Raw genomic sequence first — 26980 nt, 5'->3', positions numbered from 1 at the left:
CCCCCCCCCCCCCCCCCCCCCCCCCCCCCCCCCCCCCCCCCCCCCCCCCCCCCCCCCCCCCCCCCCCCCCCCCCCCCCCCCCCCCCCCCCGCCGCCCTTGATCGGACCGCTTGCACTTGATCCGGTAAGGTATCTAAAGCGTTCCGGGATAGCAATTGAGGGGCTCCCGTGTGCCGGTATCTGCGGACAGTATAAAGGATGATTTTTGACCCGCTTTCGAGCTAGAATAGCGGCCCAAAATTTCAGGGGTTCCGGCGTGCAAAAAGGCAATGCCGGGCCAGCCATACAGACAGGGGCAGCACATCCATGTTTACTCGTGATATGAAAATCGCCGGTTTCGATGACGAACTTTGGAACGCCATGCAGGCGGAAGAGACGCGCCAGGAAGCGCACATCGAGCTGATCGCGTCGGAAAACTACACCAGCCCGCGGGTGATGGAAGCCCAGGGCAGTGTGCTGACCAACAAGTACGCCGAAGGCTATCCCGGCAAGCGCTACTACGGCGGCTGTGAGTTTGTGGATATTGCCGAAGACCTGGCGATTGCGCGCGCCAAAGAACTGTTTGGTGCCGCTTATGCCAACGTTCAGCCGCACTCCGGTTCCCAGGCTAACTCTGCCGTATTCATGGCGCTGCTCAAGCCGGGCGATACCGTTCTGGGTATGAGCCTGGCCCACGGTGGCCACCTGACCCACGGTGCCAGCGTGAACTTTTCCGGCAAGATTTATAACGCCGTCCAGTACGGCATCAACAACGATACCGGCCTGATCGATTACGACGAAGTGGAAGCGCTGGCGCTGGAGCACAAGCCCAGGATGATCATCGCCGGCTTCTCTGCCTACTCCCAGGAGCTGGACTTCGCCCGTTTCCGGGAAATCGCTGACAAAGTAGGTGCGTACCTGTTTGTTGACATGGCCCACGTTGCCGGCCTGGTTGCCGCTGGCGTTTATCCGGACCCGGTGCCCCACGCCCACGTGGTTGCCACCACCACGCACAAGACGCTGCGCGGCCCCCGTGGCGGCCTGATTCTGGCGTGCGACGATGCCGACCTGCAGAAAAAGCTGAACTCCGCGGTCTTCCCGGGTGGTCAGGGCGGTCCGTTGATGCACGTGATCGCGGCCAAGGCCATCTGCTTCAAGGAGGCCATGAGCGACGAGTTCAAGGCGTATCAGCAGCAGGTGATCAAGAACGCCTCGGCCATGGCGGACGTATTCATCGAGCGCGGCTTCGACGTGGTGTCCGGCGGCACCAAAAACCACCTGTTCCTGGTCAGCCTGATTAAACAGGACATTACCGGTAAAGATGCCGATGCCGCTCTGGGCAAGGCCCACATTACCGTGAATAAGAACGCCGTGCCGAACGATCCGCGTTCCCCGTTCGTAACCTCCGGCCTGCGAATCGGTACGCCTGCGGTCACCACTCGCGGCTTCAAGGAAGCGGAGTGCCGGGATCTCGCCGGCTGGATGTGCGACATCCTTGATAACCTCGAAGACGACGCCGTTATCGGTCGTGTCCGTGAGCAGGTAGAGGCGGTCTGCGCCCGTTTCCCGGTTTACGGCTGATTGGGCCGAGGCAGGGTCAGCCCGGGCAGTTCGTTGATTGCCCGGGTTCTTTCTTTCCTGAACAGGTGAATTATGCATTGTCCTTTCTGTGGTGAAGCCGATACCAAGGTGATTGACTCGCGCCTGGTGGCCGAGGGCGACCAGGTTCGTCGCCGCAGGGAGTGTTTGTCCTGCCGTGAGCGTTTCACCACGTTTGAGACCGCTGAGTTGGTGATGCCGCGAGTGGTTAAACAAGACGGTACCCGTCAGCCGTTCGATGAAGAGAAACTTCGGGCTGGCTTGATGAAAGCTTTGGAAAAGCGCCCGGTCAGCATCGAGGAAATTGACGCGGCCCTGAACCGGATCAAGTACCGTCTTCGGGCGACCGGCGAACGTGAGGTGAAGTCGATGCAGCTTGGGGAAGAGGTAATGACCGAGCTGCGCCAACTCGACAAAGTGGCCTATGTGCGTTTTGCCTCGGTATACCGGAGCTTTCAGGATATCAACGAATTCAAGGAAGAGATCGAGCGCCTTTCCCAGGGCAACGGTGATGCGGCCGTTGATGTGGCCAGAGCGCTGGTGGATACCGGTACAGACAAAGGCAAGGCATGATCTCAGACCGTGACAGGGCAATGATGGCCCGGGCTGTTCAACTGGCCTGGCATGGCCGTTATTCCACGCATCCGAACCCCCGCGTTGGTTGTGTTATCGCCCGGGGGGACCGAATTGTGGGCGAAGGCTGGCATGAGCGTGCCGGCGAGGCCCACGCGGAAGTTCGGGCTTTGAGCCAAGCGGGCAGTGACGCCCGGGGGGCAACCGCCTACATTACGCTTGAGCCCTGCAGCCATTACGGCCGCACACCGCCCTGCGCCAAGGCCCTTATGGATGCCGGCGTGGCTCACGTGTTTGCGGCGGTGAAAGACCCGAACCCCTCGGTGTCCGGGCGCGGGCTGGAGATGCTTCGGGACGCCGGTATTCGGGTGACGGAGGGGGTGCTGGCAGAGCAGGCCGCGCAGCTGAACCCCGGTTTTATGAAACGCATGAATACGGGCCGGCCCTGGGTCCGGCTGAAGATGGCGGCGAGCCTGGATGGCCGGACCGCCATGGCCAGTGGTGAGAGCCAGTGGATTACCGGCCCGGAAGCCCGCCAGGATGTGCAGCGCCTCAGAGCAATGAGCGATGCCATACTGACCGGTGTGGGCACGGTGTTGGCTGATGACCCCTCGTTGACCGTTCGGCGCGAGGAAATGGGCGACATCGGTGACGCCACGGACCCTTCCCGGCAGCCCTTGCGGGTGATCGCCGATCGTGACGCCCGCACACCGGCCAGCGCCCGGATTCTCCAGGGTGGCAATGTGCAGGTGTTTTGCGCCAGTTCAGCGCTGGCAACGGGCCCGGCCCAGGATCTTGCGGCGCTGGGGATCAGTCTTACCGGTGTTGCGTGGAAGGACAATGGCGTTGATGTGGCCGAGTTGCTGGATGCGCTGGGTGAACTGGGCATCAATGAGTTGTTGGTAGAGGCCGGCCCGACATTGGCGGGCACATTCATTCGGGATGACCTGGTGGATGAGCTCTGGCTGTATCAGGCACCGGTGTTTTTGGGCAGTACCGGCAGGCCAACCGCTCATCTGCCGTTGGAAAGCATGGCTGACAAAGTGCAATGGAACGTGCAGGACCGTCGTCAGGTCGGGCCGGATCAGCGCCTGATCCTGACCCGTCGCTAATCATTCAATCCATGCCTCGTGTATCGGCCAGATGTGCCGGCAGGGGTGAAAGGGTGCAGAACCGTATGGCACTGAACAGTATTGAAGACATTATTGAAGACATCCGCCAAGGCAAAATGGTCATCCTGATGGATGACGAGGATCGCGAAAACGAGGGCGATCTGGTGATGGCGGCGGAGCACTGCAATGCCGAGGCGATCAATTTCATGGCCCGGTTCGGGCGTGGCCTGATCTGTATGCCAATGACCCGAGACCGTTGCGAGCAGCTGGGGCTGCCGCTGATGGTGCAGCAGAATGCTTCTGGTTTCGGCACCAAATTTACCCTGTCTATCGAGGCCCGGGAGGGCGTGACGACGGGGATTTCTGCCGCGGACCGGGCCCGTACCGTGCAGGCTGCGGTCGCCAGCGATGCCAAGGCGTCGGACCTGGTGCAACCTGGCCACATCTTTCCGTTGATGGCAGACCCGGGCGGCGTTTTGAGCCGCGCAGGGCATACGGAGGCGTCTTGCGATCTGGCGGCCCTGGCGGGGTGCGAGCCGGCAGGCGTGATCTGTGAAATCATGAACGATGACGGTTCCATGGCCCGTCGGCCCGACCTTGAGGCGTTTGCCCAGGAGCATGGCCTGAAGATCGGAACCATTGCCGACCTGATCCACTACCGCACCATGAACGAGCGCACGGTTGAGTGTGTGGAGCAAAACGAGCTCGATACCGAATACGGCGTGTTCCGGCTCCATACCTACCGGGACAATATCCAGGGTGCCACCCATCTGGCCATGGTGATGGGAGATATCCAGCCGGAAGAGCCGGTGTTTGTGCGTGTGCACATCACCGACACGCTTCGCGATCTGCTGGGTGCCCGCCGTAAAGACTCCCGGAGCTGGCCGTTGCACCATGCGCTGGAAAAAGTGGCCGAGGAAGGCAAGGGCGTGGTGGTGCTTCTTAATAGTGCAGAGGACAGCTACAACCTGGAATACCGGATTCAGGAGTTCTTTGATCAAGGCCAGGGTTCTTCCGGAAAAGGCAGCTCCGGCGTCTATTTTACCGTTGGTACCGGGTCTCAGATCCTTCGGGATCTTGGCGTGGGCAAAATGCGCCTGCTCAGCCCGCCTGTGAAATTCTCTGCCATCTCCGGTTTCGACCTGGAAGTGGTGGAATACGTACCTTACGCCCCCGAATGATTAACCCGGCCATCGCCCTGAAGGCGATGGCCCGTGAAGGAGCCCGAGATGGCAGATATCAAAGTAATTGAAGGTGATTTTACCCAGTGCAGCGGTCGTTATGCGCTTGTGGTCGGTCGGTTTAACGGATTTGTGGTGGAAAGCCTGGTTGAAGGCGCTATCGATACGCTGCGTCGTCACGGTATTGCGGACGACGACATTGCCATTATCCGGGTGCCGGGTGCCTACGAAATGCCGTTGGCGGTGAAGCGGGTTGCCGAAAGCTCAGACTACGATGCGATCATTGCCCTGGGAGCCGTTATCCGCGGCGGAACGCCGCATTTCGACTACGTGGCCGGTGAGGCTTCCAGCGGCCTGGGTGCTGTGAGTCTGGATACGGATGTGCCGGTGACATTCGGTGTCTTGACTGTGGATTCTATCGAACAGGCCATTGAGCGCTCCGGCACAAAAGCTGGCAACAAGGGCGCGGAAGCGGCCATTACTGCCCTGGAAATGGTCAGTCTGTTCAAAAAGTTGGGTGAGTAATGAGCGAAGCGGGTGACACATCTCCCCAACCGGGGAAAACCGGCCAGCCCAAGGCAGGCGATCGTCGCCGGGCCAGGGCGCTGGCGATGCAGGGGCTGTATCAGCGGCACTTCAGTAAGACGCCGATCTCTGATATCGAAGCCGAATTCATGATCGACAACGACATGGGCAAGGTGGATCTCCTGTACTTTCGGGACCTGCTGCGCGGTGTTCACCGCGAGCAGGCAGAGCTGGATAAGCTGCTGGAGCCGTTTCTGGATCGCCCACTCCCCGAGGTGGACCCGGTAGAGCTGGCTATTGTCCGCCTTGGCGCTTACGAGCTGAAGTACCGTATTGATGTGCCCTACAGGGTGGTCATCAACGAGGGCATTGAAATGGCCAAGCGCTTTGGTGGTACCGAAGGGCACAAGTTCGTGAACAGCATCCTCGACAAGCTCAGCCGCCGGCTTCGCCTGGCTGAGACCCGTCCACGCTGATTCATGGGCGAGTTTGAGCTGATCCGGACCTATTTCCAGCCCCTGGCCGAACGTTCGGGGCAGGATCAGCTTCTTCTCGGGCCCGGCGACGACTGCGCCATTCAGCGCACGCCACCGGGCAGAGACCTGGTTTTTTCGGTGGATACGCTGGTGGAGGGCGTGCACTTCCCCCGGCATTATCCACCGGAGTATCTGGGCTGGCGGGCCCTGGCGGTTGCTGTGAGTGATCTGGCGGCCATGGGGGCAAGCCCGGTGTGCTATACGCTGGCCCTGACGCTGCCGGACGCCAGCCCTGAATGGTTGCACGGGTTTTCCGACAGCCTGGCCAGGGCCAGCGAATGCTTCGGTATTGCTCTGGCCGGGGGGGACACCACCCGGGGGCCGTTGACCATAACCATTCAGGTGCATGGCACCGTCGAGGCAGGTTGTGGGCTATACCGGGCCGGCGCGAAAGCCGATGATCTGGTGTGCGTCAGTGGCCCCCTGGGGGCGGCCGGCGCGGCTCTCGATTATCTTGACGCCGCAACACTCTCGTCATCGCAACTCGCGATCATGTCCCGCTACCATTTCCCGCAACCGCGCCTGACTCTTGGGCAGCAAATGGTTGGCCGGGCCTCGGCGGCTATTGATATCTCCGATGGACTGCTGGCGGACCTTGGCCATATTCTCAGTGCCTCCGGAGTTGGTGCGCGTATCGAGGTCGGGAAAATTCCGGTGATGAACGAACTGCTGGAGCTCCGAGGCCCCTCCGCCCGGGAGCTGGCCCTGGGTGCCGGTGATGATTACGAGCTGTGCCTGACCATACCACCTGCGATATTTGCAGCGCTGGAAAGCCCCACTGCGGAAGGCCTGACGGTGATCGGTACGATAACCTCACAGCCCGGCCTGCAGCTGGAAGGAGCGGTAACCGGTCGCGTTGGCGGTTATGACCATTTTGAGGATTCTCCATGACTGACGAGCGTGTCGTCCACGAGCCCGAAGCTGCACACACCCTGCTGCCGCCCGGATTTTTGCGGAATCCGGTGCACCTTCTGGCGTTCGGTTTTGGCAGCGGCGCCGCGCCCAGGGCGCCGGGTACCTGGGGGAGTCTTGCCGCCATTCCCGTCTGGTATGCCTTCGCCTGGCTGCCGCCCATCGGGTATTGGCTGATCGTGCTGGCGGCGTTTTTTGTTGGTATCTGGTTGTGCGGAAAAACCGCGGCCGATCTCAAGGTGCATGACCACGGGGGCATCGTCTGGGACGAGTTCGTGGGTATGTGGATTGCGCTGGGGCTGTTTCCGGACCAGGTCTACGGCGTTTTGATGGCGTTCATGTTATTCAGGCTATTCGATGTCTGGAAGCCATGGCCGATCAGCTGGCTGGACGAGCGCCTGCCGGGTGGGGTTGGTATCATGGTGGACGATGTAGTGGCCGGGGCGATGGCGCTGGCCTGCCTTTGGGGCATTGATGGCTGGGTGATGCCCTACCTTGCCTGAGAGGGCACCACGCTTTTCTGGGCAGGTTCAGTGCAGCGGTTGTTCTTCCGGTAGCATTCGAACCACATGAAGAAAGCGTTTGAGGCCGATCTCTGCCCGCTCACGGGATGCAAACGGGCCGCTGTCAAAGCCTTCGCGGGTGGTGAAGTACCATTTGCTCCCGACGCAAAAAAAGCGACTGCTGCGAAACGGGACGGGGCCTTGTTCTCCTGTCCTCTGCTGGGTGTCCATATTGTCTCCTGAGCCCACTTGTTCTTTTTTTCTCGGGCAGCGCGTTGTGTAAGCCGACTGTTTAAAATTAATCCAATTGGTGCCGAATTCAACAATTTTTTACATTCTTACGCCGCGCGTCACATTTCAGGTCGTTGGGTATCGAGCGCAAATCCTCCCGGCCGCCTTGCTCTGGCGAAAGCGGATAGTCAGAATGCAGGGCAGAGTTGCCCTTTGTTGCCCTTTGTACCGCAGGCCGCCGCGTCGGCCATTCCTATGGATAAGGAGATGAACTGAGTATGTGTCACGTTCCAAGGCTTTTCAAATGTCTGGCTGTTCTTGCGAGTCTCGCTTTGGCGGGTTGCGCGTCGTCGTTGGCGCGAATCGATACCTGGGAAGGGCAGCTGCCCGCAGAGGTCAAGCCGGCGGTACTCCAGGCGCCTGGTGCGATTCAGGTCGTCAGCGTTAACGGCCGTAGCATGACCAACTTCCTGGTGGAAGATCTGGCGCTGGATTATGGGTTGCAACCGGGTGCGAACGAAGTGGTCTTCAGTTACAAAACCATCTGGGCCAAGACCGGTGTAGTTCGCGACGGTGAATCCAAGGTTCATGTCATCGACAGCGGGCGGCAGGTTGCGCGTTTCGAGGCCCGCCCGGATACCGTCTATCGCTTCGACTTTGAAAAGCCGGAGAGCCGTCGGGCTGCCGAAGCAATGAGTGAAAACTTTTCAGCCCGGATTGTAGCCGCCGATGGTACCGCTGTGGCCACCTCTGAGGCATGGGATGGCCAATCTCGCCTGGTATCTGAGCGCACGCCTTTGCCTGCGAGCGAGGCCGGGACCGCGAGCAGTGCCGGTGAAACCGCGGGCACCGCTCTGGATCGACTCAAGTCGGTATGGGTTGAAGCTTCGGACGAAGAAAAGAAGGCGTTTCTTCGCTGGGCGTTTGAGTGATACCAGGCCGGGCCAGCTGGCCCGGCCTGTTTTTGCTCCGGTCAGGGCCGATGTGTGCCCTGGCCACTATCGGCGAAATCGCCCCAACCCGCCCTTCAGCAGTTTTTCCGCATAGCCCAGTACATCGTCTGTCAGATTGTGCCGTGGCTCCGGAGATTGCTCGTGCCCCTGCTCCTGCCCCAGCTCCGCGGCCGCCATCTCAATCGCTTCAAGGCTCTGGTGTATCAGTTCCGGAAGTTGCTCGCTGTCGGCAACCACATCCGGGCACAGGGTAAAGTTCAGGGTGAGTTTACCCTGATAGCTGACGGCGACAATCACCAGCCCGAGACTGTCGAACAGCGGAGCGGTGTTGAATTGCTGCACCAGGCGGGCGCCCTGGAGGTAGAGCGGTACCTGCGGGCCCGGCACGTTGGTGATGGGGACATTGAACAGGGGTTGATAGCGCTGGGCAACCTGCAGCTCGGAATACAATCTGGCTGATAACGCCAGCAGCGTTGAGGGCAGCAATTCGGTCAGGCGGTCTGCGGCGATGGCTTCGCGGTAGGGCTCGGAGTCGACCGCATTGCGGTGAATACGCCGGATGCGCGCTGCCGGGTTGGGCTCCGCGGTGGCCAGATCCAGCAACATGGCTGACATCTGATTGCCGGTTGCCCTGCGAAGACTGCTGGAACGGACGGAAATGGGGGTCATGGCCACCATGGATGTTTCGGTCTTGATGTCCTGGCGGGCGAGGTAGCGGGACAGGGTTTCCGCGCAAAGGCCAAGAACCACATCGTTGAGTGTGACGTCAGCCAGGGAGCCTTTGATGGCCTTGAGCCGCGACAAATCCACGCTGGCAGAAACAATGCGCCGGTTTGCCGTGATTTGCCGGTTGAAAGGGCTGTGGGGGGCGGTGAACAAAGGCAGTGGCAGCGGCAGCTTGTGCAGCTGCTTTTGCACCAGGCCGCGGGTGGTGGCCTCTGCGGCGTTGTAGGCCAGGGACGCCAGTTGCAGGGGCGTCTTGAGCATATTGGCCCCGGCCTGAATGAATACCCGTTCTTCCGATGGTTCCTGCCTTGGCAGCCACGGCCGGGGAGGGGTTATGGTGCGGGGGCTCGGGGTGTATTCGAGCAGCTTTCCCATGACCTCCTCGCCACTGAAGGCATCAATGGCGGCGTGGTGGAGTTTGACGATCAGCGCAAACCCCGCTTTCTCGCCCTCCGGACTGTCCAGCTGAAATCCGTCCACGAAGGTAATGTGCCACAGCGGCCGGTCGCGTTTCAGGGGTTCTTCGAGGATTTTGGACGCCAGGGACATCAGGCTGGCCTGCTTGCCGTGTTCGCCCAGGTTTACATAGGCCAGGTGCCGTTCGATGCTGAAATCGGCATCGTCTACCCAGTAGGGACGGCCCAGTCGTAGTGGAATTTCTTTCAGTTTCTGGCGAAACAGAGGAACCACATGGAGACGGCTGCGCAAGTAGGCCGCAAACGTGCTGAACGCCAATGGGCTGGACAGGCCGCTGGCGTCAAACAGATAGACGCCGCCGATGTGCATGGGCGTGGTGTCTGACTCCAGATACAGAAATGAGGCATCCAGTTCCGACAGCTGGCGCATGGAACGCACTCCTTGTCTCTCTATTTTTGGCTGACGAGTATACAACAGGGCGGGGCTTCCCCGGTTGACCTTGTTGCCTCAGGTGCTGGTGGTATCAAGCCATTGGCCCAGGCCAGGGTCATCGCTCAGCCGGTTCCAGAACCACATCAGCGCTTTGCCCTGGTCTTCGCTGTGTCGGGCCAGATGCAGGGCGATGGGTTGCCGGGGCTCATGCACCGCTTTGGTGACCAGGCGGCCGTGGGCCAGCGCCTGCTGAATTCTCGGGAGCGGCAGCCAGCCTACACCAAGCCCGGCCTCCTGAACCGCGATTTTCTGGTCGATGTTGCTGACGGTCAGGGTGCGCTGGCGCCGAAAGATGCCGGCGTGCCCGGGTGGCAGGGCTCGTGAGGTGTCGGCAGCCACCGCGGCGGGAAACCGGGCGATGTCGGCTTCGGTCAGTGGTTCTGCGGCATTGGCCAGCGGATGATCGGCGGCGACGGCGAAGACAAAGGAGATCTCGCCCAGCGCTTTGGTCGCGAAGTTGCCAGCCGGTTTGCTGATCTGGTCGGCGCCGATGATCAGGTCCACGCGGCGGCTTTGAAGGGCATCCCAGGTGCCGGCAAACACTTCCTCCACAATCTGCACATCCACGGGCACGCCCAGGTTGTAGAATGCCTGGGCGGCCGGAAACAGGCATTGGGCCGGCAGCAGCGAGTTGAAGCCGATCCGGAGCCGGGTTTCCCAGCCCTCGGCGACCTGCTTGGTGGTGTGAGCCAGGGTTTCGGCCGCTTCCAGCAGCGCGCGGCCTTCGTCGAGCAGATACCGGCCGGCGGGTGTCATTACCGCTTTGTGACCGGTTCGGTCAAAGATGCTGACGCTCAGGTCTTCTTCCAGCTTCTGGACCGTGTAGCTGATGGCGGATGGAACCCGGAACAGCTCCCCGGCTGCTCCGGCAAAGCTGCCTTTGCGGTCGATTGCGTCCAGTACCTTGAGGGCGTCGATAGTGATGGCTGTATGCATGTTCGAATTATCTGAAGGTGTTTGCCAGAAATGCTTGCTATCAGCCTAGCAGCAGAGCCGTTAGCCTGTCCTCATAAATTCATTATCGTGGGCGCAGGGCGGGGATCGAATGGTCCCTGATGGCCCGGCAGGAGGTTACTGATGGGGTTGTTGGTTGATGGTCAATGGCACGACCAGTGGTACGACACCGATAAAACAGGCGGCAAGTTCGAGCGGGAGGCGGCGCGTTTCCGTAACTGGGTGACCGTGGACGGTTCTCCGGGGCCGGAGGGCAGCGGTGGCTTTGCGGCGCAGAGTCATCGGTACCATTTGTTTGTGTCCATGGCGTGCCCCTGGGCGCACCGAACACTTATCTTCCGGAAACTGAAAGGTCTTCAGGACCATATTTCCGTTTCTGTGGTGCATCCGGACATGGTGGAAAATGGCTGGGAATTCCGGCCGGGCCACGACGCTTTCCAGGATCATCTGTACAACTCGGATTTCATGCATCAGCTGTATACCCGGGCGGCGCCCGATTACTCCGGCAGGGTGACCGTGCCGGTGCTGTGGGACAAGCAGCAGGAAACCATCGTCAGCAATGAATCCGCAGACATCATCCGGATGTTCAATTCTGCGTTTGATGCACTGGATGGTGTGAATGATCAGCTGGATTTTTTCCCCCCGGGCTTGCGGGAGGAAATTGAGACGGTGAACGAGCGGGTGTATCACACGGTAAACAATGGCGTTTACAAGGCCGGTTTCGCGACAGCGCAGGATAAATACGAGGAAGCCTACCAGGCGTTATTTGCGTCTCTGGACTGGCTGGAAGAGCGGTTGGCAACTCAGCGTTACCTGGCCGGCAGCCAGATAACCGAGGCCGACTGGCGGCTGTTCACAACGCTGGTGCGGTTTGACGCGGTGTATTACAGCCACTTCAAGTGCAACCGCCAGCAGTTGCGCGACTTTCCCAATCTGGCCGGCTACCTGCGGGAGCTGTATCAGGTGCCCGGCGTGGCGGCAACTGTCGATATCGGCCAGATCAAGCGTCACTACTACGTGAGCCAGCGCACCATCAATCCGACCCAGGTTGTGCCGGCCGGCCCCCGGCTGGACTTCGATGCGCCCCACTGGCGGGATGCCATCAGCTGACCCGGGCAACCGCTACTTCGGTCAGCAGTTCCAGGGCCTGCCGGTAATCCGATGCCGGCAGGCAGTCAAGCTGCGCAAGGGCTGCTGCTGCCTGCTCGCGGGCGCGTTCCATGGTGTACTCGATGGCCCCGGAGCCCTTCACAATATCCAGTACCTTCGGCAGATCTTCCAGCCCACCCTTGCGGATGGCCTGCCGGATGAGATGTCTGTGCTCGTCGCTGCTGTTGGCCATGGCGTGGATCAGCGGCAGGGTGGTCTTGCCCTCGGCCAGATCGTCGCCCACGTTCTTGCCCATGGTTTCAGCGTCACCCTGGTAATCCAGTACGTCGTCTACCAGCTGGAACGCAAGCCCCAGATGTTTGCCATACGCCTGAAGGGCGCGTTCTTGTGCCTCGGAAGCACCCGCGAGCAGTGCGCCGGTGTGAGAGGCGGCTTCAAACAGCATGGCGGTCTTGTTGTGGATGACCACCATGTACTGGTCTTCGCTCAGGTCCGGGTTTTTTACGTTCATCAGCTGCATGACCTCGCCCTCGGCAATCACGGCGGTGGCATGGGACAGCACGTTCATAATAGGCAGGCTTTGCAGCTCCACCATCATCTCGAAGGCCCGGGCATACAGGAAGTCCCCGACCAGTACGCTCGGGGCATTGCCCCATTTGGCGTTGGCGGTACTGCGGCCGCGGCGCATATCGGAGGTGTCGACCACGTCATCATGCAGCAGCGTGGCGGTGTGCAGAAACTCGATGACCGACGCCAGTTTCAGGTGGTCGTCGCTGCGGTAGCCGGCGGCTTGGCTGGACAGCAGTACCAACAGGGGGCGCAGGCGTTTGCCGCCGCTTTCGATGATGTACTGGGCGATCTTTTCTACCAGCGGGACATCGGAAGCGAGCCGCTTGATGATGAGGTCATTCACGCGGCTGAAATCATCCGCTACGGTGTCGTAGATGCGCTGGGCTGTCATCAGGCCGGTACGTCCCTTGCTGGTGGTTTCGTTGAGTTTTCGGGCAGGTCGCGGCAATGCTAGGTATTGCTGCCTACAGTGTCAACTTGAGTCCGCTTCCGGGTTGTATTGGCGGGCGGCTTTTCGTACAATCACGCGCCCAACTCATCCCAACCTGCGCTCCCTGCAATAGGGTCGCCAGAGCGCCTCCCTTAGAACCAGGTGGATAAGAGCAGGGATGGGTCAATCGCGGAGACTATGAATGTACGCAGTTATTGTTAGCGGTGGTAAACAGCACCGTGTGAAAGAAGGCGAAACGCTGAAGCTGGAAAAGCTGGAAGTTGAAACCGGTGCTTCTGTTGATTTCGACCGCGTTCTGCTGGTAGCCGACGGCGACGACGTAAAAGTTGGTGCCCCGGTAGTAGACGGTGCCAAGGTGACCGCAGAAGTGGTTAGCCATGGTCGCCACGACAAGGTCCAGATCATCAAGTTCCGTCGTCGGAAGCATTCCATGAAGCGTCAGGGCCACCGTCAGTGGTTTACTGAAGTCAAGATCACGGGTATCAAGGGCTAAGCCCTGGAATGACCCCTTAATTAAGGAGGCTGGTAATGGCTCATAAAAAAGCAGCAGGTAGTACCCGTAACGGTCGCGATTCCGAGTCGAAACGACTTGGTGTCAAGCGCTACGGCGGCGAGGCTGTATCTGCAGGCAGCATCATCGTTCGTCAGCGCGGCACCCGTTTCCACGCTGGTAACAACGTTGGCCTTGGTAAGGATCACACCCTGTTTGCGAAAGCAGACGGTCAGGTGAAGTTCGAAACCAAAGGCCCGCAGAACCGCAAGTTCGTAAGCATCGTTCCGGCTGCGTAAGCAGCGGCGATCCGGTTCTGTCGAACCTTGGGTTTGCCTGATATGCTGAACTGATCAGCGTTCAGGCGAATCCGGAGCCCCGCAAAGCTTCCATGAGGCTGCGGGGCTTTTTAGTTTATGCAAAGGCATTTGGCGTATGAAATTTGTAGACGAAGCCACCATCATTGTTGAAGCCGGCAAGGGCGGCCATGGCTGCCTGAGCTTCCGGCGTGAGAAATACGTCCCCAAGGGTGGCCCCGACGGCGGCGATGGCGGAGATGGCGGTTCCGTGTACCTGGAGGCGGACAGCGCGCTCAATACCCTGATCGATTATCGCTTTCAGCGCAAATACAAGGCGGTTAACGGTCAGCCCGGGGCTGGCCGTAATTGCACCGGTACCAAGGGTGAAGATCTTGTGCTGCCGGTACCGGTGGGTACCACGGTGGTGGATACGGATACCCATGAAGTGCTGGGCGATCTCACGCGGGAAGGGCAGCAGCTGAAAGTGGCCCAGGGCGGATTTCACGGGCTGGGGAATACCCGTTTCAAGTCGTCTGTGAATCGTGCGCCGCGTCAGACCACCAAGGGGTCTGAAGGTGAAGCCCGCAATCTGCGCCTGGAGCTGAAGGTTTTGGCCGATGTCGGGTTGCTGGGGTTGCCCAATGCCGGTAAGTCCACGTTTATCCGGTCGGTGTCGGCTGCGCGTCCCAAGGTGGCGGATTATCCGTTTACAACGCTGGTGCCAAATCTCGGTGTGGTCAGCGTGCAGGCCCACCAGAGTTTTGTGATTGCTGATATTCCCGGTCTGATTGAAGGTGCAGCCGAAGGCGCGGGGCTCGGTATCCGTTTCCTCAAGCATCTGGTGCGTACCCGGTTATTGTTGCACCTGGTGGATGTAGCGCCTTACGACGGTTCCTCGCCAGCGGAGGCTGTCCAGGCGATCGCCCACGAGTTGGAGAAGTTCAGCGAAACGCTGGCCGACCGGCCCCGTTGGCTGGTGTTGAACAAGGTCGACATGATTTCCGAGGAAGACCGGGATGCTCACTGTCAGGCCATTGTCGATGAGCTTGGTTGGGAAGGGCCGGTGTTCCGGATTTCCGCGCTGAGTGGTGAGGGCACCAAACCGCTCGTGCAGGCGGTTATGCGCTGGATTGAAGAGCAGGCCGAGCAGGAAGCGGATAACCCGGATATCGCTGAGCAGGAAGCCGAGCGCCGGCGCCGGATGGACGACGAAGCTCGTCAGAAGATCGAGTCGGACCGGCAGGCACGACGAGCGGCCCGGAGTGACGACGATGATGACGACTTTGACGACGACGATTACGACGTTGAAGTGGCCTATGCCCCTGAATAACCCATCAATGAAAGAGATTGTAGTTCTGTCATGAGTGAGCGCCTTCAGCTTCGTCAGGCCCGTCGCCTTGTGGTCAAGATTGGTAGTGCCCTGCTGACCGATGATGGTAAGGGTCTGGATGTGGCTGCCCTGGGGCTTTGGGTGGATCAGATTGCCGAGCTGATTGCCGATGGCGTTGAGGTAGTGGTGGTGTCTTCCGGCTCGGTGGCTGAAGGCATGAGTCGTCTGGGCTGGTCGGTTCGGCCCCAGCACCTGCACGAGTTGCAGGCTGCGGCTGCGGTCGGCCAGATGGGCCTGGTACAAACCTGGGAAGCCCAGTTCAAGCGCCATGACATCCACACCGCCCAGATTCTGCTGACCCACGATGATCTCTCGGATCGCAAGCGTTATCTGAACGGCCGCAGTACGCTTCGCACGTTGCTGGATTACGGCGTGGTGCCCATCGTGAATGAAAACGATACCGTGGTCACCGATGAAATCCGTTTTGGCGATAACGACACCCTGGGTGCGTTGGTGGCCAATCTGATTGAGGCAGATGGCCTGATCATTCTGACCGATCAGGTGGGCTTGTTTGACAAGGACCCGCGCAAACACAGCGATGCCGTGCTGGTCACCGAGCGCCGGGCAGAAGATCGGGAGCTGGATGCGATGGCGGGCGGCGGTGCTGGAGCCCTCGGCCGCGGCGGAATGCAGACCAAGCTGAGAGCGGCCCGGCTGGCGGCCCGTTCGGGTGCGTTTACGGTCATCGTGGGTGGTCGTATTGAGCACGTCATTGCCCGGCTGCGGCAGGGTGATGTTATCGGAACGTTGTTATTGCCGGAGCAGGGGCGCCTGGCGGCTCGCAAGCAGTGGATTGCCAGCCACCTGCAAACCCGGGGTACGCTGACGCTGGATGATGGCGCGGTAAACGTGCTGCGTCGCGGTGGCCGCAGCTTGTTGCCGGTGGGGGTGAAGGCTGTATCCGGGCAGTTCCGGCGGGGCGAGATGGTGTCCTGCGTGGACCTTGAGGGTAAAGAAATTGCCCGGGGGCTGGTCAATTACGATGCCGATGAGGCGCGGGCTATTGCCGGGCGCTCTAGTGACCGCATCAACGGTGTGTTGGGTTATGTGTCTGACGAAGAGATGATCCACCGGGATAATCTGGTGGTGGTTTGAGTGGCATTGACCGATATTCAGGTATAAAAAAACCGGCTTGTAAGCCGGTTTTTTTAATGTCGCAAAAAATCAGGCAGTTTTCAGGGCCTTGATTTTTGCGTTCAGACGGCTCTTGTGACGAGCGATCTTGTTCTTGGCGAAGACGCCCTTGTTGACCATGCTGTCCATGATCGGCTGAGCTTCTTTCAAAGCCGCCTGGGCTTCATCGTGGTTGCCGGCCTTGATCTTGGCTTCGACCTTTTTCATGTAGGTACGTGCCATGGAACGCAGGCTGGCGTTATGCTTGCGGTTTTTCTCGTTCTGACGAGCGCGCTTCTTGGCTTGCGGGGAATTTGCCACCGTAAAACTCCTGAAAATTCGTTGCTATAGAAAAACTGAAATTTTTACATCGCGGGCGCGCCAAAACCAGCGCGTCGAAATAAATGACGCGGAACTATGCCGCTGAAAGCCTGAAATGTCAAGGCTAACGCACGCGTCATCCCTTGCCGTGGAGGCCTTGTGGTACACTCCGCCGGCGCAATGCCGGAGGTAGTGGCGGCTCTGGCCAGCCTTGTGGATTTCCGAGATACTGCCGCCGTAATTTTTCAGAATTCTGGACGCTGAAATCATGCCCCCTGACCAACCAAAACAGTCCGAACCCGGGCGCCCGTTACCGCCTAAAGCACCGGGGTTGCTCAGATCATCCGGTGTGGTGGGGGTGATGACCATGCTCTCGCGGGTGCTGGGGCTGGTTCGCGATATGGTGATTGCCCGTTATTTCGGCGCCGGGGCCGGGGCGGATGCGTTCTTTGTGGCGTTTAAAATTCCCAATTTCCTGCGGCGCCTGTTCGCAGAGGGGGCGTTTTCCCAGGCGTTCGTGCCCGTGCTCTCCTCGTATCGGGAGCGGCAGGATACCTCCGAAGTAAAGCGCCTGGTGGACGCAGTGGCCGGTTCCCTGGGGCTGGTGCTTCTCGCGGTAACGCTGGTGGCCATGCTTGGCGCTCCGGTATTGACCGCCGTCTTTGCTCCGGGCTTTCTGGATGACGACGTCAAGTTTGCGCTCACCAGCGATATGTTGCGGGTCACGTTTCCGTATCTGTTGCTAATTTCGCTGACCGCGTTCGCGGGCGGAATTCTCAATAGTTATGACCGGTTCGCGGTGCCGGCTTTCACGCCGGTGTTGCTGAACCTTGCAATGATTGCCGCGGCCATTTTTCTGACTCCGGTGATGGACGAGCCGGTGATGGCGCTGGCCTGGGGGGTGTTTATTGCCGGGGCCTTGCAGTTGTTCTTCCAGTTGCCGTTTCTGATGCGTCTGGGGCTTCTGCCCCGGCCCAGGATTGATTACCGGCACGAGGGCGTGAGCCGGATTCTGAAACTGATGGCACCGGCCCTGTTCGGAGTGTCGGTCAGCCAGATCAACCTGCTCCTGGATACGGTGCTGGCCTCCTTCCTGCAGACCGGGAGTGTGTCCTGGTTGTATTACTCAGACCGGCTTTCGGAGTTGCCACTGGGCGTGTTCGGTATTGCCATCGCCACGGTGATTCTGCCCAGCCTCTCGCGCAAGCACGCGGCAGCCTCGCCGGACCAGTTTGCAGCGACGCTGGACTGGGCGGTACGGGCGGTGCTGCTTATTGGCGTGCCGGCAGCGCTGGCGCTGGGCTTGTTGGCCGAGCCGCTGATTGCGACGCTGTTCCATTATGGCGAAGTGACGGATCGGGATGTGGCCATGTCCGCACAGAGCCTGCTGGCGTATTCAGCGGGTTTGCTGGCATTCATGCTGATCAAGGTCCTGGCGCCGGGTTTCTTTGCCCGGCAGGACACTCGAACGCCGGTCAAAATCGGTGTGATCGCGATGGTGGCCAACATGGTTTTTAATCTTGCCCTGATTGTGCCCCTGGCCCATGCGGGGCTGGCGTTGGCTACATCGCTCTCGGCCTGGCTCAACGGTTATCTGCTCTGGAGAGGGCTGCGCAAGGAAGGTGCCTGGAAGAGCCAGGCAGGCTGGCCCAGGTTCCTGCTGCAATTATTGTTCGCTAATGGCGCGCTGGCGGCCGTTATCCTCTGGCTGAATGTGCCTGTGGGGCAGTGGCTGGCGTTTGGCGGGCTGCAGCGGGCTTCGGAAATGGCCGTGTTGGTGCTGGCCGGTGTGTTTGCCTATTTCATTGCGCTGGCCCTTGCTGGGGTCCGGTTACGGCAATTCCGGCAGAAGTAAGGCTGTGTGATTTCTACCGCGCCCGCTCCTGGGGTATAATCGCGCGTTTTCTCACCAGTGCGCTGCGCGTTCGCGTCGGCGCGCCGAAAGCCATCGGCAGTTTTGGGGTTCGCAGTACATGCGTCTTATTCGAGGCCTGACTAATCTCAAGCGTATCGCCGGCAGGGCGGATTCGCCACTGAGCCGGGGGTGCGTCGCCACCATTGGCAACTTTGACGGAGTTCATCGCGGCCATAAGACCATCATTGATCAGGTCAGGGAAAAAGCCCGGGCACTGAATTTGCCCTCGGTGGTGATGATCTTTGAACCCCAGCCCCAGGAGTTTTTCAAGGGGGCCGAAGCGCCGCCCAGGCTGATGCCGTTCCGGCAGAAGTTCGAGGCTTTGCTGGCCGAGGGCGTGGACGCGGTGTTGTGCATCCGGTTTGATGATACGTTTCGCAGCTATTCCGGGATGGGGTTCATCGAAGAGGTTCTGATTGAGGGGCTTGGGGTGCGTCATCTGGTGGTGGGTGACGATTTCCGTTTCGGGTGCGACCGTGCCGGTGATTTTCATTTACTGGAGCAGGTAGGCAAGGAGCGGGGGTTCACTGTCGAGAACACCCGCACAGTGATGATTGATGGTGAGCGCGTGAGCAGCACGCGCGTTCGCAATGTGCTGAATGTGAACGGCCTGGAAGAAGCAGAGCGCTTGCTCGGCCATCCTTACCGCATTCGCGGGCGGGTGGTCTACGGCCGCCAGTTGGGCCGACAGATCGGCGCGCCCACCGCCAATATCCTGCTGCAGCAAATGCCTGCGCTGCGGGGTGTTTATGTGGTGCGGGCCAGGCTGGAAACCGGAGAATGGCGTGATGGCGTTGCCAATATCGGCCTGAGGCCTACGGTTGACGGCAAGCGGCCGTCCCTGGAAGTGCACCTGTTCGACTTTGCTGGCACACTTTACGGCCTGCACCTGGACGTCGTGTTCCGCCATGGGCTGCGGGATGAAGTGAAATTCGATTCTGTTGACGAATTGCGCCAACAGATTGCCCGGGATTTCGAATGCGCCCGGGCCTGGCTGGCGGACAACCCCGCCGGGCCGGAAACCTGATTCAACTGACCAACCGAGAGTACGCACAACGACATGAGCGACTACAAGCATACCCTGAATCTGCCGGAAACTGCGTTTCCCATGCGCGGTAACCTGGCCAAGCGCGAGCCTGAGATGCTCAAGCGGTGGCAGGACCTGGATGTCTACGGCAACCTGCGCAAGCAGCGTAATGGCCGTGAAAAGTTCATCCTGCACGATGGCCCTCCCTACGCCAACGGCAGCATTCATATCGGGCATGCGGTCAACAAGATTCTGAAAGACATGATCGTAAAATCCCGCAGTTTCATGGGCTACGACGCGCCCTACGTGCCCGGCTGGGATTGTCATGGTCTGCCTATTGAACACAAGGTAGAGCAGGAGATCGGTAAAGCCGGTGTGAAAGTGGATTACAAAACTTTCCGACAGGCCTGCCGCGATTACGCCAGCAAACAGATTGAAGGGCAGAAGGCTGACTTTATCCGCCTGGGCGTGATGGGCGAATGGGACAAGCCTTACCTGACCATGGACCCGAAAGTGGAAGCGGGCATTGTCCGGGCGCTGGGCAAGATTGTTGCCAAGGGCCATCTGGTCCGTGGTTTCAAGCCGGTTTACTGGAGTGTGGTTGGTCAGTCCGCACTGGCAGAAGCCGAGGTTGAATACCAGGACAAAACCTCTACCCAGATCGACGTGCGTTTCACAGCCGTGGACCAGGATGCGGTGTTGAGTGCATTCGGAACCCGCGAAGGCCAGGGTGATGTGTCTGTGGTGATCTGGACCACCACGCCCTGGACCATTCCCGCCAACCAGGCGGTGTCTATCGGGGCCGAGATCGAATATGCCCTGGTTCAGGCCGACGTTGGCCACGGTGCCGAGCGCATGATTCTGGCCACCGACATGGTACAGGGCATCATGGCCCGTTGGGGTGTGGAAGACTACCAAGTGCTGGCCAACGTGGCCGGTTCGGCGCTGGAAAACCAGCTGCTGCAGCACCCGGTGTACGACAAGCAGGTGCCGGTGTTGCTGGGTGACCACGTATCCCTGGACGCCGGTACGGGTGCGGTGCACACTGCGCCCGACCACGGTATGGAAGACTTTGAAGTGGGCAAGGCCTACGGCATTGGTACCATTAACCTGGTGAAAGCCGACGGCACCTACACCGACGCAGCCGGTGAATTTGCCGGAGTACACGTGTACAAGGCTGACGAGCCGGTATGCGGGGCCCTCGAGCGGGAAGGCAAGCTGGTACGCTCGGAAAAATTCCGCCACAGCTATCCACACTGCTGGCGTACCAAGACTCCACTGATCTACCGGGCAACGCCCCAGTGGTTCATCAGCATGGACAAACTCAATCTGCGTGCCGACGCCCTGGAAGCCATCAAAGGGGTGCGTTGGGTGCCGGCCTGGGGCCAGAACCGCATTGAGGCGATGTTCGAGCAGAGCCCGGACTGGTGTATTTCCCGCCAGCGCACCTGGGGGGTTCCGATCACTCTGTTCGTCCACAAGGAAACCCTGGAGCTACACCCGAACACTCAGGCACTGATCGAAAAAGTCGCCCAGGCTGTGGAAGCCGGTGGCATCGATGCCTGGTACGACCTCGACCAGAACGAATTGCTGGGTGCAGACGCGGACCAGTATGAGAAGGTGATGGACACCCTGGATGTCTGGTTTGATTCCGGCGTGACTCACGAGTCTGTGTTGAGAGCGCGGGAGGAATTGGGCCAGTTCCCGGCGGATATGTATCTGGAAGGTTCCGACCAGCATCGGGGGTGGTTCCAGTCGTCTTTGAAAACCTCCATTGCCATGAACGGCGTGGCCCCGTACAAGCAGGTGCTGACCCACGGCTTCACCGTGGACGCCAAGGGCTACAAGATGTCCAAGTCCATGGGGAACGTCATTGCGCCCCAGGAAGTGATGAAAGAACTGGGCGCTGACATTCTGCGTTTGTGGGTCTCTGCCACCGACTACAGCGGTGAAATGAGCGTTTCCAAAGACATCCTGCGCCAGACCGCTGACGGCTACCGCCGTATCCGTAACACGGCCCGCTTCCTGCTGAGCAACCTGACCGGGTTTGATCCCGAGCGGCATATGGTGGCGCCGAGCGACATGATTGCCCTGGACCGCTGGATGGTTGACCGTGCTCTGCAACTGCAGACCGAGCTGCACGAGGACTATGGCAACTACGCCTTCCTGCGGATCTACCAGAAGGTGTACAACTTCTGCGAATCCACCCTGGGCGGTTTTTACCTGGACATCATCAAGGACCGCCAGTACACCACCCAGGCCGACAGCCTGGCACGGCGCTCCTGCCAGACCGCGCTCTATCATGTAGCGGAAGCCCTGGTGCGCTGGATTGCTCCGATTCTCAGCTTTACCGCCGACGAAATCTGGCAGCATCTGCCGGGCAAGCGTGGCGAGACTGTCTTCTACGAGACATGGTACGAAGGCCTGACCGCCTTGCCGGACGAGTTCGAGCTGGGGCGGGACTACTGGCGCGACATCTACGCCGCGAAAGAAGGCGTCAACAAGTGCCTGGAGGAAGCCCGGGCCCGTGGCGAAATCAAGGGCTCTCTGAGCGCAGAAGTGACGCTTTACTGCGAGGGCACGCTGGCCGAACAGCTGAAACAGCTGGGTGAAGAGCTGCGCTTTGTGTTGATCACCTCGGAAGCCACGGTTGCACCGGTGAGTGATGCGGCCGATGCCGAGCAGACGAACGTGGAAGGCCTCATGGTGAAAGTGACGCCGGCTGCCCACACCAAATGCGAGCGCTGCTGGCACCACCGTGAAGATGTGGGCCAGAACGAGCAGTACCCGGATCTCTGTGGCCGCTGCGTAACCAACGTGGAAGGAGCGGGCGAGACCCGCACCTACGCCTGATGGACGCGTCAGTGAGTGGGGATGCCGTGGGCAGCAAACTGAAGTGGCTCTGGCTGGCGGCCCTGGTCATTGCCATTGACCTGGGGACCAAGGCCGTGGCCACCGCCATGCTGACCTATGGCGACCCGGTGCCGGTGTTGCCGGGTTTCAATTTCACTCTGTTGCACAACACCGGGGCGGCCTTCAGCTTTCTGGCGGACGCCGCCGGCTGGCAGCGGTGGTTTTTCGTCACTCTGGCTATTGTTGTCAGCGTGGTGCTCGTGGGTTGGCTGAGAAAACTCAAGGCCGAGGAAACCTGGACAGCCATCGCCATCGTACTCATTCTCGGCGGTGCCATCGGCAACGTTTATGACCGGGTTGTGCATGGCTACGTGGTGGACTTCCTGCATTTCTATTGGCAGAACTGGCACTTCCCGGCGTTCAACCTGGCCGACACCGCCATCACCATTGGCGCGGCCATGATGATTATCGACGCATTCCGCAAACCCGCTGACCACAGCGGCGATGCCGACAGGAGCAACTGATTGCTATGAAAGAACTGCCGATCGACAAAGGAACCCGCGTAACGCTTCACTTTGCCTTGAGGTTTGAAGACGGTGAAGCCGTGGATAGCACCTTTGAGAAAGAGCCCGCGACCCTGGAGATTGGTGACGAAAACCTCCCGGAGAATTTTGAGGCCTACCTGATGGGGCTCAAGGCAGGCGATCACGAAACCTTCGACGTGCCCCCGGAAAAGGCGTTCGGCCAGCACAACCCCAGCAATGTCCAGACCTTCAAACGCCACGAGTTCAGTGCCGATATGGTGCTGGAGCAGGGCGTGGTGGTGTCTTTTGCGGATGCGCGCCAGCAGGAACTGCCCGGCGTGATCAAGCGGGTTGAGGGTGATCAGGTGGATGTAGACTTTAATCACCCGCTGGCAGGGCATACACTGAGGTTTGAAGTACAGATTATCGACGTTGAACCAGCAGGGCCGACTCACTGACTATGCAAATCCGACTGGCTAACCCCCGTGGCTTTTGTGCCGGCGTAGACCGCGCCATTGAAATTGTAAACCGCGCACTCGACGTGTTCGGGGCGCCCATCTACGTGCGCCACGAAGTGGTTCACAACAAGTTTGTGGTGGACAACCTGCGCAACCGGGGGGCCATTTTTGTCGACGAGCTGGACGAAGTGCCCGACGACAAGCTGGTGATTTTCAGCGCCCACGGCGTGTCCCAGGCGGTGCAGAGCGAAGCCGCCCGGCGCGGCCTGAAAGTGTTCGACGCCACTTGCCCGCTGGTTACCAAGGTGCATATGGAAGTGATGCGTTACAGCCGGGACGGCCGCGAGTGCATTCTGATTGGCCACCATGGCCACCCGGAAGTGGAAGGCACTATGGGCCAGTACGACCACAGCAACGGCGGCGACATCTACCTGGTGGAAGATGAAGCCGACGTGCAGAAGCTGGCCGTGGAAGACCCCGGTCGCTTGTCCTTCGTCACCCAGACCACGCTTTCGATGGACGATACCGCCCGGGTGATCGACGCCCTGCGCGCCAAGTTCCCGGAAATCGAAGGCCCCCGCAAAGACGACATCTGCTACGCCACCCAGAATCGCCAGGATGCGGTTAAACAGCTGGCGGGCGACTGCGATCTGATGCTGGTGGTGGGCTCCCCCAACAGCTCCAACTCCAACCGCCTGCGGGAGCTGGCCGAACGCATGGGCACGCCGGCCCACCTGATTGATGAGGCTGCCCAGATCGACCCGCAGTGGCTGGAAGGCAAGCAGGCCGTGGGCGTAACCGCCGGTGCTTCCGCCCCGGAAGTGTTGGTGGCGGATGTGATCAACCGGCTGAAAGAGCTGGGCGGTGAAGAGCCCGAAGAAGTGTCTGGTCGCGAGGAGAATATTGTGTTCTCCATGCCGAAGGAGTTGCGGATTGATGCGGTGGAGGTGTGAACTGCATCCGATTCTGAAATACTGAGTTCCGCTCATCTGCAATAAACCGCCACTTGTCGACGACATCTGGCGGTTTTTTTGTGGGTTTGTAATCTTATAGACATGGAAAATTTCAGGGAGCTGGCTTATGCGCAGTAATCGAGCGCAGCGTGGATTTACATTGATTGAGTTGTTAATTGTGATTGTGCTGATTGGCATCACGGCGGCAATCGCGGTGCCCAATTTCGGGCGTCTAATCGATTCAAGTCAGCATTCCGCTGCCGCAAACGATATGTCTGGGCTGCTTAACTTTGCACGCTCGGAAGCGATTCGGCGAGGGAATGGTGTTGCCGTTTATGCAAGAGATACGAGCAACGCGAATGCGGGGTATGCGGTGTGTGTCCAGTCGGATTTAGCAACTTGCAAGGCAGGAACGGCTAATCCGAGCCAGCTACTCAGAACAACCAATTCACTCCCTGGAACTGTGACCGTAAGCCAGGTGACGCCATCGTCTGCGGCTGATCTGATATTTAATGGCCGGGGCATGGCAAGTCAGCAGTTTGATTACCGGGTATGTGGACAGTCTGGTTCAGAGGCGGTCGATATTGAAGTGAACGTTGGTGGTCAGGTTCGAGTTGATAGCAACACAGGTACAAATTGTCCTTGAGGAATGCTTGTTGTGAAACAGCGAAACGCACATTTGCCGTACAAAGATAACGGGTTTTCCCTGATTGAGGTGCTGGTCGCCGTTCTGGTTCTGGGGATCGGCTTGCTGGGAGCGGCAGCGCTGCAGTTGTTGTCTTTGCAAAATATCAGTAATGCCGAACTTCGAACCCAGGCGACCTTGTATGCTCAGGAGCTGACAGAGCTGGCAAGAACCACCAACACCCCAACTGACTTCGAGCAATCGGGTGGCAGTACCGCCTCCTGCTCATCACTGTCAGGACAGTTTCAAGTCTGGTGTGACGCTATGTCCCAAACCCTTCCGGGAGCGACGTTTGAGTCCAGTTGGGATGGGGCGACCAACGAGTTTACAGTTCAGGTCCTCTGGCCAGAGCGCATTATGTTTGTAGATGCCACGGCAACAACCGCCGCCGGCGAAGGCACATCAGACTACACATTGGTCACGAGGTTCCAGTGATGAAGGATTTGAGTAAACAGTCAGGGCTGACGCTCGTAGAGCTCCTGATCGCCTCGGTTTTGGGGCTGTTGCTGACGCTAGGGGTGGTTCAACTTTTTGTTAGCGGAAGCGACACGTTCCGTTTGGCGGAGTCCATTGGGCGTATGCAGGAATCCGGGCGATTGGCTCAGGATATTTTGGGTAGAACCATTCGCAACGCTGATTATTGGGGGTGCCTCAATTTTTCCGAAGTCGACAGCATTCTTGATGAAACTCACGTGGACTATGATCCTGATTTGCATGATTTTTCTAGCCCTGAGGCGCTCCAGTTCGATATCGGTGATGGTACTGAAGCTGCGGCTGGCACAGCGGTCGTTCAGCTTAAAGGGGCGCGAAGTCCGGGCATTAGCATGACTGGGATGAATGCCTCATCGTCGGTAGTTGATGTTTCGTCACTGCCCTCCGGCTTGCTTGGGGCAGGAGGAACCGTTTTACTGACTGATTGTAACAATGGCGTTATCTTCCAGCTTTCAAGTGTTAACGAAACGTCGTTAAAGCTTCAGCACAATACGGGCTCTTCGATTACCCCCGGAAATATCAAGAGCGGTGGTGGGTGCCCCAATGGCAGTAGTTCCGCTAACTGTTTCCCTGACACTTACACCTCGGGAGATATTTTTGTGCCTTTCTCAGAGCGCTATTACATCAGAGATGATGGTGGGCGGCGTTCCCTCGTGTTTGAGGGGTTAGGGGGCAGTGGCGTAATTAATCGGCAGGAAATTGTCTCGAACGTTGTTGATATGCAAATGCAGGTTGGCTCAGGCCCTCAGGGAGACAATGTAATCAATAATTGGCAAACCGTTAACGCGGCAAACCTGGCAACGATTAACGATACCTCTATTACATATGTAAAGGCGATACGGGTCAGTATTCTGGTTCGCAGTCATGAAGATGGTGTGGCCGGATCATTACAGGATGCCTGTTATCCTTCCTGGTCTAACTGTGCCAGTGGCAACAACTGGACTCCTGCCAACACAGCTGATCGTCATTATTATCGCGTGTACACATCCACATACAGCATCCGAAACCGTCTTCTGGATACATCGCCATGAGCCAACTGATCACACCAAAATCAAGATACGAGCTTCCAAAGCGGCAGCAAGGCGCGGCACTTCTGGTAAGCCTGGTCATTTTGCTGGTTCTTACAGTGCTTGCCCTTTCAAGTATGCAGGGTACTTCTACCCAAGAGAGAATGGTTTCGGCTCAGCGTGATGCGCAGATCGCCCTTGAGGGTGCTGAAGCGGCGCTTTTGGCTGCGGAAGCAGAATTAAGCGGCGGAACGCTTCCCACCTTTAACGCCAATGAGGGCCTGTATGACGACGCTACGGCAGCTCCAACGGATTTGTTGAATCCTCAAACATGGGAGACACCGTCCGGAGGGGGGCATGGAAATGGAACTCGAGAGGCACCAATGCCTCAGGTCGATGGCGACAATATGCTTGCCGAACGTCCCAGATACCTTATTAAGGAAACCCCGGCAACCGGCTCAGCAACCAACAGCGGATTTGGCTTGGGAATTGGAGGTGTGGCCGATGGAGTTCAGCAGTCAACATCAAATGGACGGGTTTTTCGGGTAGTCGCATACAGCAGCGGTGCCTCTGGCGAAGCTGGCCGAGCAGTCGAAGCTTATGTTATCCGAGCTCAATGAAAGTTTGCG

At 59.2% G+C, this 26980-nt stretch carries 29 protein-coding genes; 24 read left to right on the top strand and 5 right to left on the bottom strand.

Annotated elements, in window-relative coordinates; translation table 11 throughout:
- Positions 1 to 306 precede the first annotated feature (306 nt).
- The 8 genes from glyA (at position 307) to ACP2AU_RS15860 (ending at position 6920) form a co-directional block, all read left to right on the top strand.
- The gene (gene glyA, locus ACP2AU_RS15895) at positions 307 to 1560 is read left to right on the top strand and encodes a serine hydroxymethyltransferase (protein WP_426377200.1); all 1254 of its coding nucleotides are present in this window, start codon (positions 307 to 309) and stop codon (positions 1558 to 1560) included.
- A 72-nt stretch (positions 1561 to 1632) separates the two neighbouring features.
- Positions 1633 to 2151 carry a transcriptional regulator NrdR gene (gene nrdR, locus ACP2AU_RS15890; RefSeq protein ID WP_426377199.1) on the top strand — a complete coding sequence of 173 codons (519 nt, stop codon included), beginning with the start codon at positions 1633 to 1635 and terminating at the stop codon, positions 2149 to 2151.
- A complete protein-coding gene (gene ribD / locus ACP2AU_RS15885; RefSeq protein WP_426377198.1) occupies positions 2148 to 3263 on the top strand; it encodes a bifunctional diaminohydroxyphosphoribosylaminopyrimidine deaminase/5-amino-6-(5-phosphoribosylamino)uracil reductase RibD in 1116 nt (371 codons plus the stop codon). The genes nrdR and ribD overlap by 4 nt, the downstream gene beginning before the upstream one ends.
- A gap of 65 nt (positions 3264 to 3328) precedes the next feature.
- Positions 3329 to 4444: a bifunctional 3,4-dihydroxy-2-butanone-4-phosphate synthase/GTP cyclohydrolase II gene (gene ribBA / locus ACP2AU_RS15880; RefSeq protein ID WP_426377197.1), complete on the top strand. Its 1116-nt coding sequence runs from the start codon at positions 3329 to 3331 to the stop codon at positions 4442 to 4444.
- Positions 4445 to 4492: 48 nt separating this feature from the next.
- Positions 4493 to 4969: a 6,7-dimethyl-8-ribityllumazine synthase gene (gene ribH / locus ACP2AU_RS15875; RefSeq protein WP_426377196.1), complete on the top strand. Its 477-nt coding sequence runs from the start codon at positions 4493 to 4495 to the stop codon at positions 4967 to 4969.
- A complete protein-coding gene (gene nusB, locus ACP2AU_RS15870) occupies positions 4969 to 5445 on the top strand; it encodes a transcription antitermination factor NusB (RefSeq protein WP_426377195.1) in 477 nt (158 codons plus the stop codon). Before ribH ends, nusB begins: the two co-directional genes overlap by 1 nt.
- A 3-nt stretch (positions 5446 to 5448) precedes the next feature.
- A complete protein-coding gene (gene thiL, locus ACP2AU_RS15865; RefSeq protein WP_426377194.1) occupies positions 5449 to 6396 on the top strand; it encodes a thiamine-phosphate kinase in 948 nt (315 codons plus the stop codon).
- Positions 6393 to 6920 carry a phosphatidylglycerophosphatase A family protein gene (locus ACP2AU_RS15860; RefSeq protein ID WP_426377193.1) on the top strand — a complete coding sequence of 176 codons (528 nt, stop codon included), beginning with the start codon at positions 6393 to 6395 and terminating at the stop codon, positions 6918 to 6920. Before thiL ends, ACP2AU_RS15860 begins: the two co-directional genes overlap by 4 nt.
- Before the next feature lie 27 nt (positions 6921 to 6947).
- Here the strand turns inward: ACP2AU_RS15860 and ACP2AU_RS15855 are convergent, their stop codons facing one another.
- A complete protein-coding gene (locus ACP2AU_RS15855) occupies positions 6948 to 7151 on the bottom strand; it encodes a DUF6316 family protein (RefSeq protein WP_426377192.1) in 204 nt (67 codons plus the stop codon).
- A gap of 332 nt (positions 7152 to 7483) precedes the next feature.
- Between ACP2AU_RS15855 and ACP2AU_RS15850 the strand changes: the two genes are divergently transcribed.
- A complete protein-coding gene (locus ACP2AU_RS15850; RefSeq protein WP_426377191.1) occupies positions 7484 to 8083 on the top strand; it encodes a DUF2057 family protein in 600 nt (199 codons plus the stop codon).
- Between the two features lie 66 nt (positions 8084 to 8149).
- On the opposite strand, the gene ACP2AU_RS15845 is transcribed toward ACP2AU_RS15850, so the two are convergent.
- Both ACP2AU_RS15845 and ACP2AU_RS15840 read right to left on the bottom strand, forming a co-directional pair.
- Positions 8150 to 9676: a WS/DGAT/MGAT family O-acyltransferase gene (locus tag ACP2AU_RS15845; protein ID WP_426377190.1), complete on the bottom strand. Its 1527-nt coding sequence runs from the start codon at positions 9674 to 9676 to the stop codon at positions 8150 to 8152.
- A gap of 78 nt (positions 9677 to 9754) precedes the next feature.
- Positions 9755 to 10675: a LysR family transcriptional regulator gene (locus ACP2AU_RS15840; RefSeq protein ID WP_426377189.1), complete on the bottom strand. Its 921-nt coding sequence runs from the start codon at positions 10673 to 10675 to the stop codon at positions 9755 to 9757.
- Positions 10676 to 10816: 141 nt separating this feature from the next.
- Here ACP2AU_RS15840 and ACP2AU_RS15835 point away from each other — a divergent pair, with 141 nt between their 5' ends.
- The gene (locus ACP2AU_RS15835) at positions 10817 to 11803 is read left to right on the top strand and encodes a glutathione S-transferase family protein (RefSeq protein WP_426377188.1); all 987 of its coding nucleotides are present in this window, start codon (positions 10817 to 10819) and stop codon (positions 11801 to 11803) included.
- On the opposite strand, the gene ispB is transcribed toward ACP2AU_RS15835, so the two are convergent.
- On the bottom strand, positions 11796 to 12764 hold the full coding sequence (ispB, locus tag ACP2AU_RS15830) for an octaprenyl diphosphate synthase (protein WP_426377201.1): 969 nt from the start codon (positions 12762 to 12764) through the stop codon (positions 11796 to 11798). The genes ACP2AU_RS15835 and ispB overlap by 8 nt on opposite strands.
- Positions 12765 to 13005: 241 nt before the next feature.
- On the opposite strand from ispB, the gene rplU reads away from it, so the two are divergent.
- The 4 genes from rplU (at position 13006) to proB (ending at position 16098) form a co-directional block, all read left to right on the top strand.
- The gene (gene rplU / locus ACP2AU_RS15825) at positions 13006 to 13317 is read left to right on the top strand and encodes a 50S ribosomal protein L21 (protein ID WP_426377187.1); all 312 of its coding nucleotides are present in this window, start codon (positions 13006 to 13008) and stop codon (positions 13315 to 13317) included.
- Between the two features lie 35 nt (positions 13318 to 13352).
- Positions 13353 to 13613: a 50S ribosomal protein L27 gene (gene rpmA, locus ACP2AU_RS15820; RefSeq protein ID WP_426377186.1), complete on the top strand. Its 261-nt coding sequence runs from the start codon at positions 13353 to 13355 to the stop codon at positions 13611 to 13613.
- Positions 13614 to 13749: 136 nt separating this feature from the next.
- Positions 13750 to 14943 carry an Obg family GTPase CgtA gene (gene cgtA / locus ACP2AU_RS15815; RefSeq protein WP_426377185.1) on the top strand — a complete coding sequence of 398 codons (1194 nt, stop codon included), beginning with the start codon at positions 13750 to 13752 and terminating at the stop codon, positions 14941 to 14943.
- A 30-nt stretch (positions 14944 to 14973) separates the two neighbouring features.
- On the top strand, positions 14974 to 16098 hold the full coding sequence (gene proB / locus ACP2AU_RS15810) for a glutamate 5-kinase (RefSeq protein ID WP_426377184.1): 1125 nt from the start codon (positions 14974 to 14976) through the stop codon (positions 16096 to 16098).
- A 69-nt stretch (positions 16099 to 16167) separates the two neighbouring features.
- On the opposite strand, the gene rpsT is transcribed toward proB, so the two are convergent.
- A complete protein-coding gene (gene rpsT / locus ACP2AU_RS15805; protein ID WP_426377183.1) occupies positions 16168 to 16437 on the bottom strand; it encodes a 30S ribosomal protein S20 in 270 nt (89 codons plus the stop codon).
- A 268-nt stretch (positions 16438 to 16705) separates the two neighbouring features.
- Between rpsT and murJ the strand changes: the two genes are divergently transcribed.
- The 10 genes from murJ (at position 16706) to ACP2AU_RS15755 (ending at position 26971) form a co-directional block, all read left to right on the top strand.
- Positions 16706 to 18292 (top strand): murein biosynthesis integral membrane protein MurJ, encoded by a 1587-nt coding sequence (gene murJ, locus ACP2AU_RS15800; protein ID WP_426377182.1) that lies wholly within the window; start codon positions 16706 to 16708, stop codon positions 18290 to 18292.
- A 118-nt stretch (positions 18293 to 18410) separates the two neighbouring features.
- Positions 18411 to 19379 carry a bifunctional riboflavin kinase/FAD synthetase gene (gene ribF, locus ACP2AU_RS15795; RefSeq protein ID WP_426377181.1) on the top strand — a complete coding sequence of 323 codons (969 nt, stop codon included), beginning with the start codon at positions 18411 to 18413 and terminating at the stop codon, positions 19377 to 19379.
- 33 nt (positions 19380 to 19412) lie between these two features.
- Complete coding sequence (gene ileS / locus ACP2AU_RS15790) at positions 19413 to 22232, top strand: isoleucine--tRNA ligase (protein ID WP_426377180.1); 2820 nt, start codon at positions 19413 to 19415, stop codon at positions 22230 to 22232.
- Between the two features lie 11 nt (positions 22233 to 22243).
- On the top strand, positions 22244 to 22756 hold the full coding sequence (gene lspA, locus ACP2AU_RS15785; RefSeq protein WP_426377179.1) for a signal peptidase II: 513 nt from the start codon (positions 22244 to 22246) through the stop codon (positions 22754 to 22756).
- Positions 22757 to 22761: 5 nt separating this feature from the next.
- Positions 22762 to 23214 carry an FKBP-type peptidyl-prolyl cis-trans isomerase gene (gene fkpB / locus ACP2AU_RS15780; RefSeq protein WP_426377178.1) on the top strand — a complete coding sequence of 151 codons (453 nt, stop codon included), beginning with the start codon at positions 22762 to 22764 and terminating at the stop codon, positions 23212 to 23214.
- Positions 23215 to 23216: 2 nt separating this feature from the next.
- Positions 23217 to 24167 (top strand): 4-hydroxy-3-methylbut-2-enyl diphosphate reductase, encoded by a 951-nt coding sequence (gene ispH, locus ACP2AU_RS15775; RefSeq protein WP_426377177.1) that lies wholly within the window; start codon positions 23217 to 23219, stop codon positions 24165 to 24167.
- A 127-nt stretch (positions 24168 to 24294) separates the two neighbouring features.
- Positions 24295 to 24813 carry a GspH/FimT family pseudopilin gene (locus ACP2AU_RS15770; protein WP_426377176.1) on the top strand — a complete coding sequence of 173 codons (519 nt, stop codon included), beginning with the start codon at positions 24295 to 24297 and terminating at the stop codon, positions 24811 to 24813.
- Between the two features lie 12 nt (positions 24814 to 24825).
- Positions 24826 to 25287 carry a type IV pilus modification protein PilV gene (gene pilV / locus ACP2AU_RS15765; protein WP_426377175.1) on the top strand — a complete coding sequence of 154 codons (462 nt, stop codon included), beginning with the start codon at positions 24826 to 24828 and terminating at the stop codon, positions 25285 to 25287.
- Positions 25287 to 26375 carry a PilW family protein gene (locus ACP2AU_RS15760; protein ID WP_426377174.1) on the top strand — a complete coding sequence of 363 codons (1089 nt, stop codon included), beginning with the start codon at positions 25287 to 25289 and terminating at the stop codon, positions 26373 to 26375. The genes pilV and ACP2AU_RS15760 overlap by 1 nt, the downstream gene beginning before the upstream one ends.
- Positions 26372 to 26971: a PilX N-terminal domain-containing pilus assembly protein gene (locus ACP2AU_RS15755; protein WP_426377173.1), complete on the top strand. Its 600-nt coding sequence runs from the start codon at positions 26372 to 26374 to the stop codon at positions 26969 to 26971. The genes ACP2AU_RS15760 and ACP2AU_RS15755 overlap by 4 nt, the downstream gene beginning before the upstream one ends.
- Positions 26972 to 26980 lie beyond the last annotated feature (9 nt).

The organism is Marinobacter sp. VGCF2001 (genome assembly GCF_049943275.1).
Lineage (GTDB): Bacteria > Pseudomonadota > Gammaproteobacteria > Pseudomonadales > Oleiphilaceae > Marinobacter.
Note: the sequence above shows the minus strand (reverse complement) of the source record. Positions and strands in the feature narration are given on the sequence as shown.